We start from the raw sequence: 13,624 nt of genomic DNA, 5'->3' as shown, positions 1-13,624 counted from the left end.
GCCGTCGCTACCCGACGGCCGCGCTCAGCGCCGCCGCCACCACCGTCACCGTCGTCTCGAGGCCGGCTCCGAGCGCGTCGCCGTTGAGGCCGCCGAACCTGCGCACGCAGTGTCGCACCAGCAGCAGTGCGGCCACGAGCCCCACGGCGACCGTCGCCGGACCGGCCCACCAGGCGCCGGGCACGCACCAGGCGGCCGCGACGACCGCGACGACGGCCCACAGGACGCCCACCCCCAGCGGCTGCGTCCCGGCGACCAGGGCACCGAACCCGCTGCCCGGTGCTGCGGCCACACCGCGGCGGCATGCGAGCACGACCGCGACCCGGCCGGCGGTGACCGCGAGGACCACGGCGAACCACGATCGAACGTCGGCGAGCGCCCCGAACGAGGCCGCCTGCGCTCCCAGCACGAGTACCAGGGTGGCCGCCCCGAACGGCCCGGCGCCGCCCGACTTCATCACCTCACGTGCCCGCTCCGGCGGCCCGTAGCAGCCGAGCCCGTCGGCGGTGTCGCACAGGCCGTCGAGGTGCATGCCCCGCGTCGCGAGGCCCAGAAATCCCACCCCGATCAGGCCGGCGAGCAGGGGAGTGCAGCCGGCGGCGACGGCCGCCCAGAGCGCGCCCGCGGTGCCCAGGCCCAGCACGAGGCCGGCCACCGGTGCCGCAGCGATGGCCGCGCCCGCCGCGCTGCGATCGATGTGCCCCGGCCCCCGGATCGGCAGCACCGTGAGCCAGGACAGAGCGAGAGCGACGCCGCGCATCAGTCGCCGCGCGGCTCGGCGACCGGCGCGCCGTCCTCGTCGCGGGTGCTCACGCCGGCCTCGGCGAACGTCGCCATGTTCGTGAGCACCGCGACCGCACCGTGCAGGATCGGCAGCGCGGCAACCGCTCCCGAACCCTCGCCGAGACGCATTCCCAAGTCGACGAGGGGGTCGAGGTTCAGGTGCCGCAGGGCCAGCGTATGGGCCGGTTCGGTGGAGCGGTGCCCGGCGACCCACCAGTCCCGGGCCCCGGGAGCCAGCTCCTCGGCGACGAGCGCGGCAGCGGTGACGACGACCCCGTCGAGCACGACCGGGGTCCGGCGCACCGACGCCTGCGCGAGGTAACCGACCATCGCGGCGAGGTCGGCACCGCCGGCGGTGCGCAGCAGGGCCACCGGGTTGCGGGCGTGAGGCCGGGCGCGGCGCATCGCGTCGCGGATCGCGGCGACCTTGCGCATCCAGGCGGCGTCGTCGATCCCGGTGCCACGGCCCACCGCCGCGACGGGTTCGGTGCCGGTGAGGGTGGCGATCAGCGCCGTGGCAGGGGTGGTGTTCCCGATACCCATGTCGCCCGCGACGAGGAGGTCGGCTCCCGCGTCGACCTCCTCGTCGGCGACGGTTCGTCCGGCGGCGATCGCCTGCAGGGTCTCCTGCTCGGTGAGCGCGTCCTCCCGGTCGACGGCGCCGCTCGACCGGCGCACCTTGTGCGCGGAGACGGCCGGATCCGTGTCGCCGTCGACGGCCATGTCCACGACCCGGACCCCGGCGCCGGCGACCCCGGCGAGCACGTTGACCGCGGCGCCACCGGCGAGGAAGTTGGCGACCATCTGAGCGGTGACCTCGGGGGGGTACGCGGAGACGCCGCCGCGGGCTACCCCGTGATCACCGGCGAACACCACCACGCGGGGGCGGGCGAACGGCCGGGGCGGGACCTGCCCCTGGCAGGACGCGACCCAGCAGCCCAGTTCCTCCAGCCGGCCGAGGGAACCGGCGGGCTTGGTGAGGTCGCGCTGCCGGCCTTCGGCGCGCCGGCGGACCTCCGGATCGGGCGCGACGACGGGCGGGAAGACGACGTCGGCGGAGGAAACGGATTCGCTGCTCACGGGGCACCTTTCACGAAGTCGCGGAGGCCGAAGCCACCGCTGGACGCTATCAACCCGCTCTGCGGCAGAAAATCGACGGTAGATGGCCTTGCTGCCACTGTCTCGGCCGGGTCGCCGGCGACAGACTGTCCGTCATGAGCCAGGTCGTCGTGATCGTCCTCGTGCTGGCCACGCTCTTCGCCGGGCTCGAGCTCGCGCGGGCCCGTTCCCGTCCCGCGCCGCGCTGGGTGACCCGGGCATGGTGGCGCTGTGACCATTTCCGGCCGCACGATCCGTCGCCCCACGGTGGCGACCCGTCGGCCGGCTGGGTGCGCACCACGATCGACGCGCGCCGGTCGCCGCAGCACTGATCGGCGTGCCGGTCGCCGCAGCACTGATCGGCGTGCCGGTCGCCGCAGCACTGACCGGCGTGCCGGTTGCCGCAGCACTCACCGGCGTGCCGGTGGGCTGCGGTCAGACGGCGTCGCCGGGGGAGACCCGGGGCAGCGGCGCCCGGAGCTTGCGTATCTGGGAGGCCCGCACGAACGCGTACCACCCGAGACCGAAACCGCCCTCGGTGGTGTCGGGGAAACGGGCCCGGACCTTCTTGTTCACGAGACGGCCGAGGTAGATCCCCTCGATCACCATGAGCACGATCATCGCGAACATCGCGAGCGTCACGTACTGCTGGACCACCGGACCGAGGAACATCGTCATGATGAGGATGAGCGCCATCGGCATGAACAGACCCACGAGGTTGCGACGGCTGTCCACCAGATCGCGGACGTAGGCCCGCACGGGACCCTTGTCGCGGGGCAGCAGGTACTTCTCCTCGCCGGCGAGCATCCGGGTGCGGCGCTCGCCCGCGGCGGCGCGGCGCTCGGCGGCTCGAGCCTTGCGTTCGTCCTTGGAGAGGGACTGCTTGGCTGCCTTGCGGCGTGCCCGCGCCTCCTTGGCGGTCAACGGAGCCGGAGCGACGGGACCGCGCCGACGCGCTTCGGCCTCCCGGCGCTTCGGAGTGGGACGGCCCTTGCCGGTCGTCCCCTTGCCCCCCTCGGACTGCGGGGCGGCGACGGACTCGGACACACCGAGGTCCTCGTTGTCGGATTCGTCGGAACCGCCGCGGCGTAGCAACTTCACCCCTCCAGGCTATGGGAAAACCGGCCCGGCCGGGAAATCGCCCCCGGTCAGGCCCCCGCGCGGTCCGGTACCGCGCATGAGGAATAGATCCGCGCGCGGTACCGTTGAGGGAACCGGGTTTCACACGAAAGACGAGGGAGCGCCCATGACTGTGCAGGACGAGACCGCCACTCACGGCGTCACCATGACCGAGGCCGCCTCCGCCAAGGCGAAGGCACTGCTCGACCAGGAGGGCCGCGACGACCTCTCGCTGCGCATCGCCGTGCAGCCGGGTGGGTGTGCCGGCCTTCGCTACCAGCTGTTCTTCGACGACCGGACGCTCGACGGTGATCTCACCCGTGACTTCGGTGGCGTCGTCCTCGCCGTCGACCGGATGAGCGCGCCCTACGTCGAAGGCGCGTCGATCGACTTCGTCGACACGATCGAGAAGCAGGGCTTCACGATCGACAACCCGAACGCCACCGGCTCCTGCGCCTGCGGCGATTCGTTCAACTGACGCAGGTCCCGTAGTGCGGCCCCGGCGCGATCTCGCGTCGGGGTCGCACTGCTGTCCGGTGGGTGCGGGTAGCGTGAGATCGATCCCAGTCCTCCGCTGAAAGGCCCAGCCACGTGACCATCGCCGTGACCGGTTCCATCGCCACCGACCACCTCATGCGTTTCCCCGGACGCTTCGCCGAGCAGCTCGTCGCAGACCAGCTCAGCCACATCTCGCTCAGCTTCCTGGTCGACGACCTGGTGGTCCGCCGTGGCGGTGTGGGCGGCAACATCGCCTACGCGATGGGCGTGCTCGGCGGGGCACCGGTGCTCGTCGGAGCGGTGGGCGCCGACTTCGCCGAGTACCGCGCGTGGCTCGAGGGCAACGGCGTCGACTGCAGCCCCGTGCACGTGTCGCAGACCGCGCACACCGCGCGTTTCGTGTGCACGACCGACGAGGCGATGGCCCAGATCGCGTCGTTCTATCCGGGCGCGATGTCCGAGGCGCGGGACATCTCCCTCGCCGGGGTGACCGGGACGCACGGTGTCGACCTGGTCCTGATCGGCGCCAACGACCCGGAGGCGATGGCCCGGCACACCGACGAATGCCGACAGCTCGGCGTGCCGTTCGCGGCCGACCCGTCTCAGCAACTCGCCCGCCTCAGCGGTGAGGAGGCTGCCCGGCTGATCGACGGCGCCGCCTACCTGTTCACCAACGAATACGAGTGGGGACTCCTGCAGCAGAAGACCGGCCTGACGGAGGAGCAGATCCGCGCCATGGTCGGGTTGCGGGTCACCACGCTCGGCGGTAACGGTGTCGAGATCGTCGAACGGGACGGCCGCCGGACGCACGTGGGCGTCGTGCCCGAGCGGGCCAAGGTGGACCCCACCGGCGTCGGCGACGCGTTCCGGGCGGGGTTCCTGCTGGGACACCGGGCGGGCCTCACCCTCGAACGCGCCGCCCAGCTCGGCTCGCTCGTCGCGGTTCTGGTGCTCGAGACGACCGGCACCCAGGAATGGACCTTCGACCGCCCCGACGCGGTCAAGCGGCTGACGGTCGCGTACGGGCAGGCGGCCGCGGACGAGATCGCCGCAATCCTGCCGTGACCGGCCGGTGTGCCTTTTGGGCGGTCCCCACCGCCCAAAAGGCACACCGGCCGCGGAGCGGCCCTACACCTCGACGGGGTACGCCGGCTCCTGGATCTCCGGCACGATGCGCTGCTCGACGAAGATGCCGTGCCAGATCATGAACACCAGCACCGTCCACAGCCGTCGGCTGTGATCGGTCCGGCCCTCGCGGTGCTCGTCGAGCATCCGGGCCACGGCCGCCTTGTCCAGCAGGTGCTCGGTGCCCGACTCGGCGATCACGTCGCGTGCCCAGTCGAACAGTTCGGGTCCGCGCAGCCAGTGCCGCAGCGGCACGGGGAAGCCGAGCTTCGCGCGGTGCAGCACGTGCGGCGGGACGATGCCCTCGAGGGCTCGTCGCAGCGCGTACTTGGTGGTGTTCTTCGTGATCTTCTGATCCAGCGGCACCTGTGAGGCGACGCGGAAGACCTCCGGGTCGAGGAACGGCACGCGCAGCTCCAGCGAATTCGCCATCGTCATCTTGTCGGCCTTGACGAGGATGTCGCCGCGCAGCCAGGTGAACAGGTCGAGATGCTGCATCCGCGCGACAGGATCCCACCCGGCCGAGCGGGCGTAGATCGGCGCGGTGACGTCCTGGTGCGTCCACTCCGGACGGAAGTCGCGCAGCACGGCCCGCAGCTGCGCGTCGTTGAAGCTGCGGGCGTTGCCGTAGTACCGCTCCTCGAGCGTCATCGACCCGCGATGGAGCAGGCTCTTCCCGCGGGTGCCCTCGGGGATGCGCTCCGACAACTTGCCGGCCGCACGCCGCATCGGCTTCGGCAGGTACTCGAACGGCTTCAGCGACAGCGGCTCGCGGTAGATGGTGTAGCCGCCGAACAACTCGTCGGCGCCTTCCCCGGACAGCACCACCTTCACGTGCTTGCGCGCTTCCTTGGCGACAAACCACAGGGGCACCAGCGCGGGATCGGCGACGGGGTCGTCCAGGTACCACACGATCTCGGGGATCGCGGCGGCGAACTCGGCGGGGGAGACGACCTTGACGACGTGGCGCGCGCCGATCGCGGCGGCGGACTCGGCGGCCACGTCGACCTCCGAGTAGCCTTCGCGCTCGAACCCGGTGGTGAAGGTGATCAGATTCGGGTTGTGCCGCATCGCGAGAGCCGCGACGGCCGTGGAGTCGATACCGCCGGACAGGAACGATCCCACCGTCACGTCGGCGCGCATGTGCTTGGCGACGGAGTCCTCGAGCGCCTCCGCGATCTCCCGGTACCGGTCGTCCTCGCGACCCGCGGCGAAGGGACGGACGGGGAACGTCGGCTCGAAGTACCGGGTGATCTCGGGGCGGCCCCCCGGACGCACCCGGGCGAAGCACCCGGACTCGAGCCGCCGGATCTCCGCGTGCAGGGTCTCGGGTTCGGGCACGTACTGCAACACCGTGTAGTGCTCGACGGCGCGGGGATCGAGTCCGGTGCCGATCCCGATCACCTCGGCCAACTCGAGCAGGCTCTTCTTCTCGCTGCCGAACGCGGTGCCACCCGTGCCCGTGGCCAGGAACAGCGGCTTGATCCCGAACGGATCGCGGGCGAGGAACAGCTCGCGCGTCTCGGTGTCCCAGACTGCGAACGCGAACATGCCGCGAAGTCGTCGCACCGCGTCGGCACCCCAGTGGTGGAACGCGGCGACGATCGTCTCGCTGTCGCCCTCGGTGGCGAACTGTGTCCCGTACTTCTCGGTCAGCTCGGCACGCAGCTCCAGATAGTTGTAGATCTCACCGTTGAAGGTCAGGGCATAGCGCTCCGGAGACTCCGGCGGGCCCCAACGCAGCGGCTGGTGCGAGTGCGCGATGTCGATGATCGACAGCCGATTGAAGCCGTAGACCAGGTCACCGTCGTGCCAGGTGCCGTGCTCGTCGGGTCCGCGGTGGCGCAGGCAGTGCATCGCGGAGTCGACCTTGGCGACGGCGTCGTCGCTGGTGCCGTCAGTGGTCAGTAACCCGAGCAGTCCGCACACGGCGTCCGATACCTCATTCCGGTTGGGATGGATTCGGCCCCCGGGAATGTTGCCGCGGCAGGGACCGACGGTCTGCATGGCAGTATGCCGCAGCCCGGGGGTTGCGGCAGCCGGCGGCCGGTGTCGACCCTGTCGTGAGCAGCGGGCACGCAACGACGCGACACGTTGTGTGCGCCCCGGGGATGGATCGCAGCCGGGTTTGGTCTACGCTGCGTAGTAATTGGGTCTGCCCTCCGGGTGTGCCCTAGTGGAATTGCGGCGATCAGGAAGGCGTGAACGTGGCGCAAGGTCGGATCCTTCGGCGGTTCGGGCTGGCAGCATCTCTCGGTATTGCAGCCCTGCTGCTGACGGGATGCAGCAGCGAGGAAGTCCTGCGTTTCGGCTGGCCGGAGGGGATTACCCCGCAGGCCGAGCGTATGCGTGAGCTGTGGACGTGGTCGGTCGTCGCCGCCCTCGTCATGGGTGTGCTGGTGTGGGGCCTGACCTTCTGGGTGGTCATCTTCCACCGCAAGAAGAAGGACTCGCCGGAGTTCCCGCGGCAGACGGCGTACAACGTGCCGCTCGAGCTGCTGTACACGGCTGTGCCGTTCGTCATCATCGCGGTGCTGTTCTACTTCACCGTGGTGGTGCAGAACTACGTCCTCGAGAAGGAGGACAACCCGAACGTCGTGGTCGACGTCACGGCGTTCCAGTGGAACTGGAAGTTCGGCTACCGCACGATCGATCTCGGTGAGGGCACGGCGCGCTACGAGGGCACCGACGAGATCGCCCAGGCCGCGGTCGCCGGTGACGGCGAGGAGCATGCCGGCGGCGAGCACGAGGTGCCGGCACCGATCCACGGTCAGGAGGCCGAGGACCTGTCGTACCTGCACTACAACAAGATCGAGACCGTCGGCACCAGCAACGAGATCCCGGTCCTCGTCCTGCCGACCGACCGCCGGATCGAGTTCGTGCTCGCCTCCTCCGACGTGATCCACTCCTTCTGGGTGCCGGAGTTCCTGTTCAAGCGGGACGTCAATCCGAACCCGCTGAACAACAGCTCCGATCCCGTCTTCCAGATCTCCGAGATCCAGGAGGAAGGCGCGTTCGTCGGCCGCTGCGCCGAGATGTGCGGCACCTACCACGCAATGATGAACTTCGAGGTCCGCGCGGTGAGCCCGGAGCGGTTCGCGGAGTACATCGAGCTCCGCAAGCCCGTAGAGGACGGCGGTCAGGGCCTGACCAACGCGCAGGCGCTCGAGCGTATCGGCGAGTCCCCGGTCGCGACGTCCACCACCCCGTTCAAGACCGACCGCACCGACCGGGCGGCCAGCGGCGTCGTCACCGCGGGCAACTGACCGGTAACCCTCCGACCAAGGACAAGCTGATATGAAGATCGAAGCCAAGCTCTTCGAAGTCGTGACGGTGTTCTTCGTGCTCGTCGCCATCGTCTACGGAGTGTTCACCGGACTGTCCCGCACGGGCATCGAGTGGGCCGGCCTCACGGCGATCGTGCTCTCGGCGGGCCTGACCCTGATCGTCGGCACCTACTTCCGCTTCGTGGCCCGTCGCCTCGACACCCGCCCGGAGGACTACGAGGAGGCCGAGATCAGCGACGGCGCAGGCGACCTGGGCTTCTTCAGCGCGGGGAGCTACTGGCCGATCCTGCTGGCGGGGGCGGCCGCCTTCGCCGCCATCGCGCTGGCCTTCTTCCAGCCGTGGCTGATCGTCCTCGCCGTGGTGCTGATCCTGGCTGCGGCGGCCGGCCTGGTGTTCGAGTACCACGTCGGACCCGAGAAGCACTGAGCGCACGCAGAAGCACGACGCCCGCGGGGCGGCCTCATCGTGAGGCCGCCCCGCGGGCTTCTGCGTCTCCGGGAGCACCGTGCTGCGGACGACGGTCGGGGGTCACCGTGGCGACCGGCCCGAGGCGAGGTCGCGGGGCACGGGACCGACACCGGCATGCCGGCCCGGCAGAGTCGCGGCGTGCAGCTGTCCCGGTCCGCGGCCCCGGCGAGCTGCCAGAGCGTCCGCGACCACCCCGGTGACGAAGGCGTACACCGCCTTGTGCAGGACGTCGACCACCAGTTCCGAGCGTGGCCACGTCTGTGGCGGGGCACCGACCCCGGTGGCATTCTCCAGGATCTGATCGTTGGTCAGCCGCAGAACCGTGAACTTCGCGGACGCCCACGGCCCTCGTAACCCCACCTCCGACATCACCGACCGCACTATTCTCAGCACGGCACCCTGCCCGTAGTGCACGGCCCGGTTGTCGAGCTGCTGCCGTACGACCTCGCCTGGAACGGTTTCGCCCTGGTGCTCCTCGTCGTGGGCGCGGTCCTGCTGGTGCGGGCAGTCCGTGCGGACCACCGGTAGGCGGCGACGGCATGCACGACCACTCGATGCTCGCCCCGGGCAGTCCGGGGCTGCTGCACCTGCTCGTGGTCGTCGTCGCCGCGGCAATCGCCGGTACCTACCTTGCCGCGTCGAGCCGTCTTCGGCGGCGCGGCGACGTCTGGTCGCGGGCACGGGATGCGTCCTTCGTCGCCGGGTGTGCGATCGTCGCTGCGGCGACCGTGCCCCTGCCGGTGCCGGCTTTCACCGGCCACATGGGTGTCCACTTGGGGGTGGGGATGGTGGGCCCGGTGCTGCTCGTGCTCGCACGCCCCGTCACGCTCGCCTTGCGAGCGGTGCAGTCGGGTCCCGCGCGACGGGCGCTGGTGTCGGTAGCGCACTCGGGGCCCGTCGCGGTGCTCACAGCTCCGCCGGTCGCGGCCGTTCTCGATCTGGGTGGGCTGTGGCTGCTGTATCGCACCGGCCTGTTCGCGGTCATGCACCATAGTCCGCTGCTCGGGGCGGTCGTCCATCTGCACGTGTTCGCGGCCGGGGTGCTGTTCGCCTACGCGATCTGCCAGGTGGACCCCGTCCGGCACCGCTACGGTCTCGGATCGCGGGCAGCGGTCCTGTTCCTCGCCGGGACGGCACACGCGATCCTGGCCAAGAGCCTCTACGCGTCCCCACCGCCCGGTCACGAGGTCGCCACGTCGGATCTGCAGGCCGGTGCGTTGGTGATGTACTACGGCGGTGACCTCGTCGAGGTGGCGCTCGCCGTCGTGCTGGCCGTGGAGTGGTACCGCCGTACCGGCCGGGACCGGGCCCGGAGCGTCCGCCGGGACGCAGCCGAGGGCCCCCACGCTCCTCCTCGGACCGGTGTCGGCGCGACGCCGCGTGGGCACCGGAGTGCCGACACACCCGGACGGTAGCGGGCGGTCGCCCCGGGCGTCTGCCGAGGTGGGGGAGCGGTCGGATGCGCGCACGCGGCTCGGAGGGGTGCGGGATGCCCGCGAACGGCAGAGGCCCCGAACCGCGTGCGGTTCGGGGCCTCCGGCTTCGGACGGGCGTCAGTGCGTCCGGCCGTCACCGTCCGTCGGCGTGCCGTGGACGCGTTCCTGGTACTCGCTCAGGATGGCACGCTGCTCGACCTCGGCCTCGTGGTGCGCGGCCTCGAGGGCGGTCGCCTCCTCGGCCGGGTCCGCGCTCCACCAGCTGCCCGCGCCGGGCTTGCCGGCGGTGCCGAGCTTGTTCATGCGCTTGGGCACCGGAGCGCCCTGGTACTCGAGCGGGATCGGATGGCCGTGCTCGTCCACCGGGCCGAGCGGCTGGTGGATCTCGATGTACTCGCCGTGCGGCAGGCGACGGACGATGCCCGTCTCGATGCCGTGCTCGAGCACCTGACGGTCGCTGCGCTGCAGGCCCAGGCAGAACCGGTAGGTCAGGTAGTAGGCGAGCGGCGGGCCGAGCAGGATGCCGATGCGGCCGATCCACGTCATCGCGTTCAACGAGATGTCGAACTTGTAGGCGATGATGTCGTTGATGCACATGATGGTCGCGATGGCGTAGAAGGTCAGGGCCATCGCGCCGATCGCGGTCCGGACCGGGACGTCCCGCGGACGCTGCAGCAGGTTGTGGTGCGCGTCGTCCTTGGTGAACTTCTTCTCGATCCACGGGTAGGCGATCAGCACCGCGAAGACCAGGCCCATGATCACCGCGATCCAGAACACCGCGGGGATCGTGTACCGGCCGAACAGGTAGATCTCCCAGGCCGGCCAGATCCGGGCCAGGCCGTCCGTCCACATCATGTAGATGTCGGGCTGCGAGCCGGCGGACACCTGCGACGGGTTGTACGGGCCGATGTTCCAGACCGGGTTGATCTGGAGCAGACCGCTCATCAGGGCCAGCACCGCGAAGGTGATGGCGAAGAACGCGCCGGACTTGACGGCGAACACCGGCAGGATCCGGACGCCCACGACGTTCTGCTCGGTACGGCCGGGGCCGGGGAACTGCGTGTGCTTCTGGTACCAGACGAGCGCGAGGTGGGCTGCGATCAGGGCGAGAATGATGCCCGGAAGCAGCAGGACGTGCGCGACGTACAGGCGCGGGATGATGAGCATGCCCGGGAAGTCGCCGCCGAAGATCAGCCAGTGCATCCACGTGCCGATCACCGGGATGCTGATGGTGATGCCGGACAGGGCGGCGCGAAGACCGGTGCCGGAGAGCAGGTCGTCGGGCAGCGAGTAGCCGAAGAAGCCCTCGAACATCGCGAGGATCAGCAGCAGCGAGCCGATCACCCAGTTCGCTTCGCGCGGACGGCGGAACGCACCGGTGAAGAACACGCGCAGCAGGTGCACGATGATCGACGCGGCGAACATCAGCGCAGCCCAGTGGTGGATCTGCCGGACGAACAGACCGCCGCGCACCTCGAACGAGATGTCCAGGGTCGTCTCGTACGCGCGCGACATCGTGACGCCGCGCAGCGGGGTGTAGGCGCCGTCGTAGACGACGTGCGCGAGGGACGGATCGAAGAACAGCGTCAGGTACACGCCCGAGATCAGCAGGATCACGAAGCTGTACAGCGCGATCTCACCCAGGAGGAAGGACCAGTGGGTGGGGAACACCTTGTTGATCTGACGCCGCAACCCGGCCGCCGGGTGATAGCGCGAGTCGATGTTCTCCGCCGCGTGGGCGGCGCGGGACGGTGTTGCAGTACTCACGGGCGACGCTCCCAAAATGCCGGACCGAGAGCCTCGATGAAGTCGCCGCCGGCGACGAGGAAGCCCTCTTCGTTCACTGTAATAGGCAACTGCGGCAGTGCGCGAGCAGCAGGACCGAACAGGGGCTTGCCGTACTCCAGAGCATTGAACTGCGACTGGTGGCAGGGGCACAGGATGCGGTTGGTCTGCTGTTCGTACAGCGAGGTCGGGCAGCCCAGGTGGGTGCAGATCTTCGAGTAGGCGAAGTAGTCGCCGTAGTTGAAGCTCTCCTGGCCCTTGCGCTTGATCACCTTCGCGGTGTCCTCGGTGCGCAGGCGGATCAGCATGACGGCGTTGCGGATGCCGCGCAGGCCCTCGAGGAGGGCGTGCTCGTCACCGCGGTCGGACTCGCGGAACGGGAACACGGTCTCCATGCCGCCGGCGTCGAGGTCCTCCGGGCGGACCAGGACGATGTCGTTCACGCGCCCGGTGTCGCGGCGCAGGTAGATCGTCTCGCCCGGGTACCGGGGGGTCCAGCCCGAGACCCACAGCGGGGAGTCGTCGCCTTCGGCCCAGGGGTTCTTGATCAGGCCGCCGAGCGGCATGATCAGGCCGAGGCCGAGGGCACCGCCACCGAACAGCGCCGTGCGCTTGATCAGCTTGCGGCGCGGCAGCGTGGAGGTGTCCAGCGAGTCGGAGAGCTCGGCGACGATCGTGCGCCGGTCGACCTCCGAGGAGACACCGTCGTGCCGATCCTGGATCGACACCTCCTCCGGAATGAACTTCTTGGTGAACTGCACCGCACCGACGCCGACGCCGAGGATGGCCAGACCCAGGGTCAGGCCCAGCAGCGGCGTGTACAGGTTGTACAGCGCGTAGTTGTCCTCCCCGGGGCCCTGGTACTCCCACGGCCAGAAGATGAACACCGCGATGAACGCGAGGGCCGACACGCCCGCCAGCCCGAACCAGAAGGCGACGTTGCGTTCCGCGCGCTTCTCGGCGCGGGTGCCGCCGACGGGCCAGCGATCCTTGCGGAACGCCACGTCCACACCGTCGAGGTTGGTGCCGAGCGCGACGAGATCGTCGCGGCTCATCTGATCGAGATTCTCGATCGTGTGCTTGTTCGGCGTTTCGCCGCCACTCATGACCTTGCTCCGATCCACAGTGCCGCACCCACGACGGCGACGATCCCGACCACCCACATCGTCGGGCCCTCGGAGGCGGGGCCGAAGCCGCCCAGGCCGTATCCGCCGGGGCTCTGCGTCTCGCTGGACGCCTTGACGTAGGCGATGATGTCCTGCTTCTCCTCCAGCGTGAGCTGACGATCGGAGAACTTGGGCATGTTCTGCGGACCGGTCAGCATCGCGGTGTAGATCTGCTGCTCGTTCGCCGGGTCGAGGACGGGCGCGAACTTGCCGGACGACAGTGCGCCACCCCGGCCGGTGAAGTTGTGGCACGAGGCGCAGTTCTGGCGGAACAGTTCGCTGCCGCGCGCGACGTCGTCGCCGCGCAGCGAGGACTGCGCGATCTCACCGTTCTCGTCGCGGATGAGCGTGGGGCCGCCACCGTTGGCCTGGATGTAGGCGCCGAGGGCGTCCGTCTGGGCCGCGTCGAACTTCGGCGTCTTGCGCAGGGCCTGGGCCTCGTTGCGCATCATCGGCATGCGGCCGGTGGAGACCTGGAAGTACACGGCTGCCTCGCCGACACCGATCAGGCTCGGGCCGCGGTCCTGCACACCCTGCAGGTTGGCGCCGTGGCACGTGACGCAGGAGGTCTCGTAGAGCTGCTTGCCTTCGCGGATCAGTGCCGACTGATCCTCGTTCGCCGTCGCCACCTGCGGCGCGGGGGTCAGCGCGGAGGCGAGGAAGCCCGCGCTGAGCAGGCCGAGGGCGAGCACCAGCGCACCGGTGACGCGGCGGCGCAGCTTGCGCTGACGGCGGGACTTGGCGGACGCGGCCGCGGACTGACCGGGCATGTCACCCTCGGAAGCGAGAGGTGGGGATGAACTCATCTGTATCCCTTTGGTATGTCGGGACGGACTGGACGTCAGGGGGCTGCCTGGG

Annotated in this window: 14 protein-coding genes; 6 read left to right on the top strand and 8 right to left on the bottom strand. The window is 70.0% G+C overall.

Going from position 1 to position 13,624, the window contains the following annotated elements; all coding sequences use genetic code 11:
- Positions 1 to 7: 7 nt before the first annotated feature.
- Positions 8 to 760, bottom strand: a complete 753-nt coding sequence (locus LZP97_RS09675) for an adenosylcobinamide-GDP ribazoletransferase (protein WP_048770961.1) — start codon at positions 758 to 760, stop codon at positions 8 to 10.
- A complete protein-coding gene (cobT, locus tag LZP97_RS09670) occupies positions 760 to 1,863 on the bottom strand; it encodes a nicotinate-nucleotide--dimethylbenzimidazole phosphoribosyltransferase (RefSeq protein ID WP_048770963.1) in 1,104 nt (367 codons plus the stop codon). The genes LZP97_RS09675 and cobT overlap by 1 nt, the downstream gene beginning before the upstream one ends.
- A gap of 134 nt (positions 1,864 to 1,997) precedes the next feature.
- On the opposite strand from cobT, the gene LZP97_RS09665 reads away from it, so the two are divergent.
- Positions 1,998 to 2,213 carry a hypothetical protein gene (locus tag LZP97_RS09665; RefSeq protein WP_040275257.1) on the top strand — a complete coding sequence of 72 codons (216 nt, stop codon included), beginning with the start codon at positions 1,998 to 2,000 and terminating at the stop codon, positions 2,211 to 2,213.
- A 103-nt stretch (positions 2,214 to 2,316) separates the two neighbouring features.
- Here LZP97_RS09665 and LZP97_RS09660 read toward each other — a convergent pair whose 3' ends face one another.
- A complete protein-coding gene (locus tag LZP97_RS09660; RefSeq protein ID WP_010594336.1) occupies positions 2,317 to 2,982 on the bottom strand; it encodes a DUF3043 domain-containing protein in 666 nt (221 codons plus the stop codon).
- A 145-nt stretch (positions 2,983 to 3,127) separates the two neighbouring features.
- On the opposite strand from LZP97_RS09660, the gene LZP97_RS09655 reads away from it, so the two are divergent.
- Both LZP97_RS09655 and LZP97_RS09650 read left to right on the top strand, forming a co-directional pair.
- Complete coding sequence (locus LZP97_RS09655) at positions 3,128 to 3,478, top strand: HesB/IscA family protein (protein WP_010594337.1); 351 nt, start codon at positions 3,128 to 3,130, stop codon at positions 3,476 to 3,478.
- Between the two features lie 113 nt (positions 3,479 to 3,591).
- Positions 3,592 to 4,563 carry a carbohydrate kinase family protein gene (locus LZP97_RS09650; RefSeq protein ID WP_048770966.1) on the top strand — a complete coding sequence of 324 codons (972 nt, stop codon included), beginning with the start codon at positions 3,592 to 3,594 and terminating at the stop codon, positions 4,561 to 4,563.
- Positions 4,564 to 4,626: 63 nt separating this feature from the next.
- Here LZP97_RS09650 and asnB read toward each other — a convergent pair whose 3' ends face one another.
- Entirely contained in the window at positions 4,627 to 6,552 is a 1,926-nt protein-coding gene (gene asnB, locus LZP97_RS09645) for an asparagine synthase (glutamine-hydrolyzing) (RefSeq protein ID WP_010594339.1), read from the bottom strand.
- Between the two features lie 272 nt (positions 6,553 to 6,824).
- On the opposite strand from asnB, the gene ctaC reads away from it, so the two are divergent.
- On the top strand, positions 6,825 to 7,889 hold the full coding sequence (gene ctaC, locus LZP97_RS09640; RefSeq protein ID WP_234575016.1) for an aa3-type cytochrome oxidase subunit II: 1,065 nt from the start codon (positions 6,825 to 6,827) through the stop codon (positions 7,887 to 7,889).
- A 31-nt stretch (positions 7,890 to 7,920) separates the two neighbouring features.
- Positions 7,921 to 8,337 (top strand): cytochrome c oxidase subunit 4, encoded by a 417-nt coding sequence (locus LZP97_RS09635; protein ID WP_010594341.1) that lies wholly within the window; start codon positions 7,921 to 7,923, stop codon positions 8,335 to 8,337.
- 102 nt (positions 8,338 to 8,439) lie between these two features.
- Here LZP97_RS09635 and LZP97_RS09630 read toward each other — a convergent pair whose 3' ends face one another.
- Positions 8,440 to 8,751, bottom strand: a complete 312-nt coding sequence (locus LZP97_RS09630) for a hypothetical protein (protein WP_010594342.1) — start codon at positions 8,749 to 8,751, stop codon at positions 8,440 to 8,442.
- A 167-nt stretch (positions 8,752 to 8,918) separates the two neighbouring features.
- Here LZP97_RS09630 and LZP97_RS09625 point away from each other — a divergent pair, with 167 nt between their 5' ends.
- Positions 8,919 to 9,794 carry a cytochrome c oxidase assembly protein gene (locus LZP97_RS09625; protein WP_165276436.1) on the top strand — a complete coding sequence of 292 codons (876 nt, stop codon included), beginning with the start codon at positions 8,919 to 8,921 and terminating at the stop codon, positions 9,792 to 9,794.
- Between the two features lie 138 nt (positions 9,795 to 9,932).
- Here the strand turns inward: LZP97_RS09625 and qcrB are convergent, their stop codons facing one another.
- The 3 genes from qcrB to qcrC are packed head-to-tail and all read right to left on the bottom strand — an operon-like array spanning position 9,933 to position 13,572.
- Positions 9,933 to 11,582, bottom strand: a complete 1,650-nt coding sequence (qcrB, locus tag LZP97_RS09620) for a cytochrome bc1 complex cytochrome b subunit (RefSeq protein ID WP_010594345.1) — start codon at positions 11,580 to 11,582, stop codon at positions 9,933 to 9,935.
- A complete protein-coding gene (gene qcrA, locus LZP97_RS09615; protein ID WP_010594346.1) occupies positions 11,579 to 12,706 on the bottom strand; it encodes a cytochrome bc1 complex Rieske iron-sulfur subunit in 1,128 nt (375 codons plus the stop codon). The genes qcrB and qcrA overlap by 4 nt, the downstream gene beginning before the upstream one ends.
- Positions 12,703 to 13,572 carry a cytochrome bc1 complex diheme cytochrome c subunit gene (gene qcrC, locus LZP97_RS09610; protein ID WP_026137666.1) on the bottom strand — a complete coding sequence of 290 codons (870 nt, stop codon included), beginning with the start codon at positions 13,570 to 13,572 and terminating at the stop codon, positions 12,703 to 12,705. The genes qcrA and qcrC overlap by 4 nt, the downstream gene beginning before the upstream one ends.
- Positions 13,573 to 13,624: the final 52 nt, after the last annotated feature.

It is taken from the genome of Rhodococcus sp. DMF-1, assembly GCF_021441945.1.
In the GTDB taxonomy this organism is placed as follows: domain Bacteria; phylum Actinomycetota; class Actinomycetes; order Mycobacteriales; family Mycobacteriaceae; genus Rhodococcus; species Rhodococcus ruber.
Note: the sequence above shows the minus strand (reverse complement) of the source record. Positions and strands in the feature narration are given on the sequence as shown.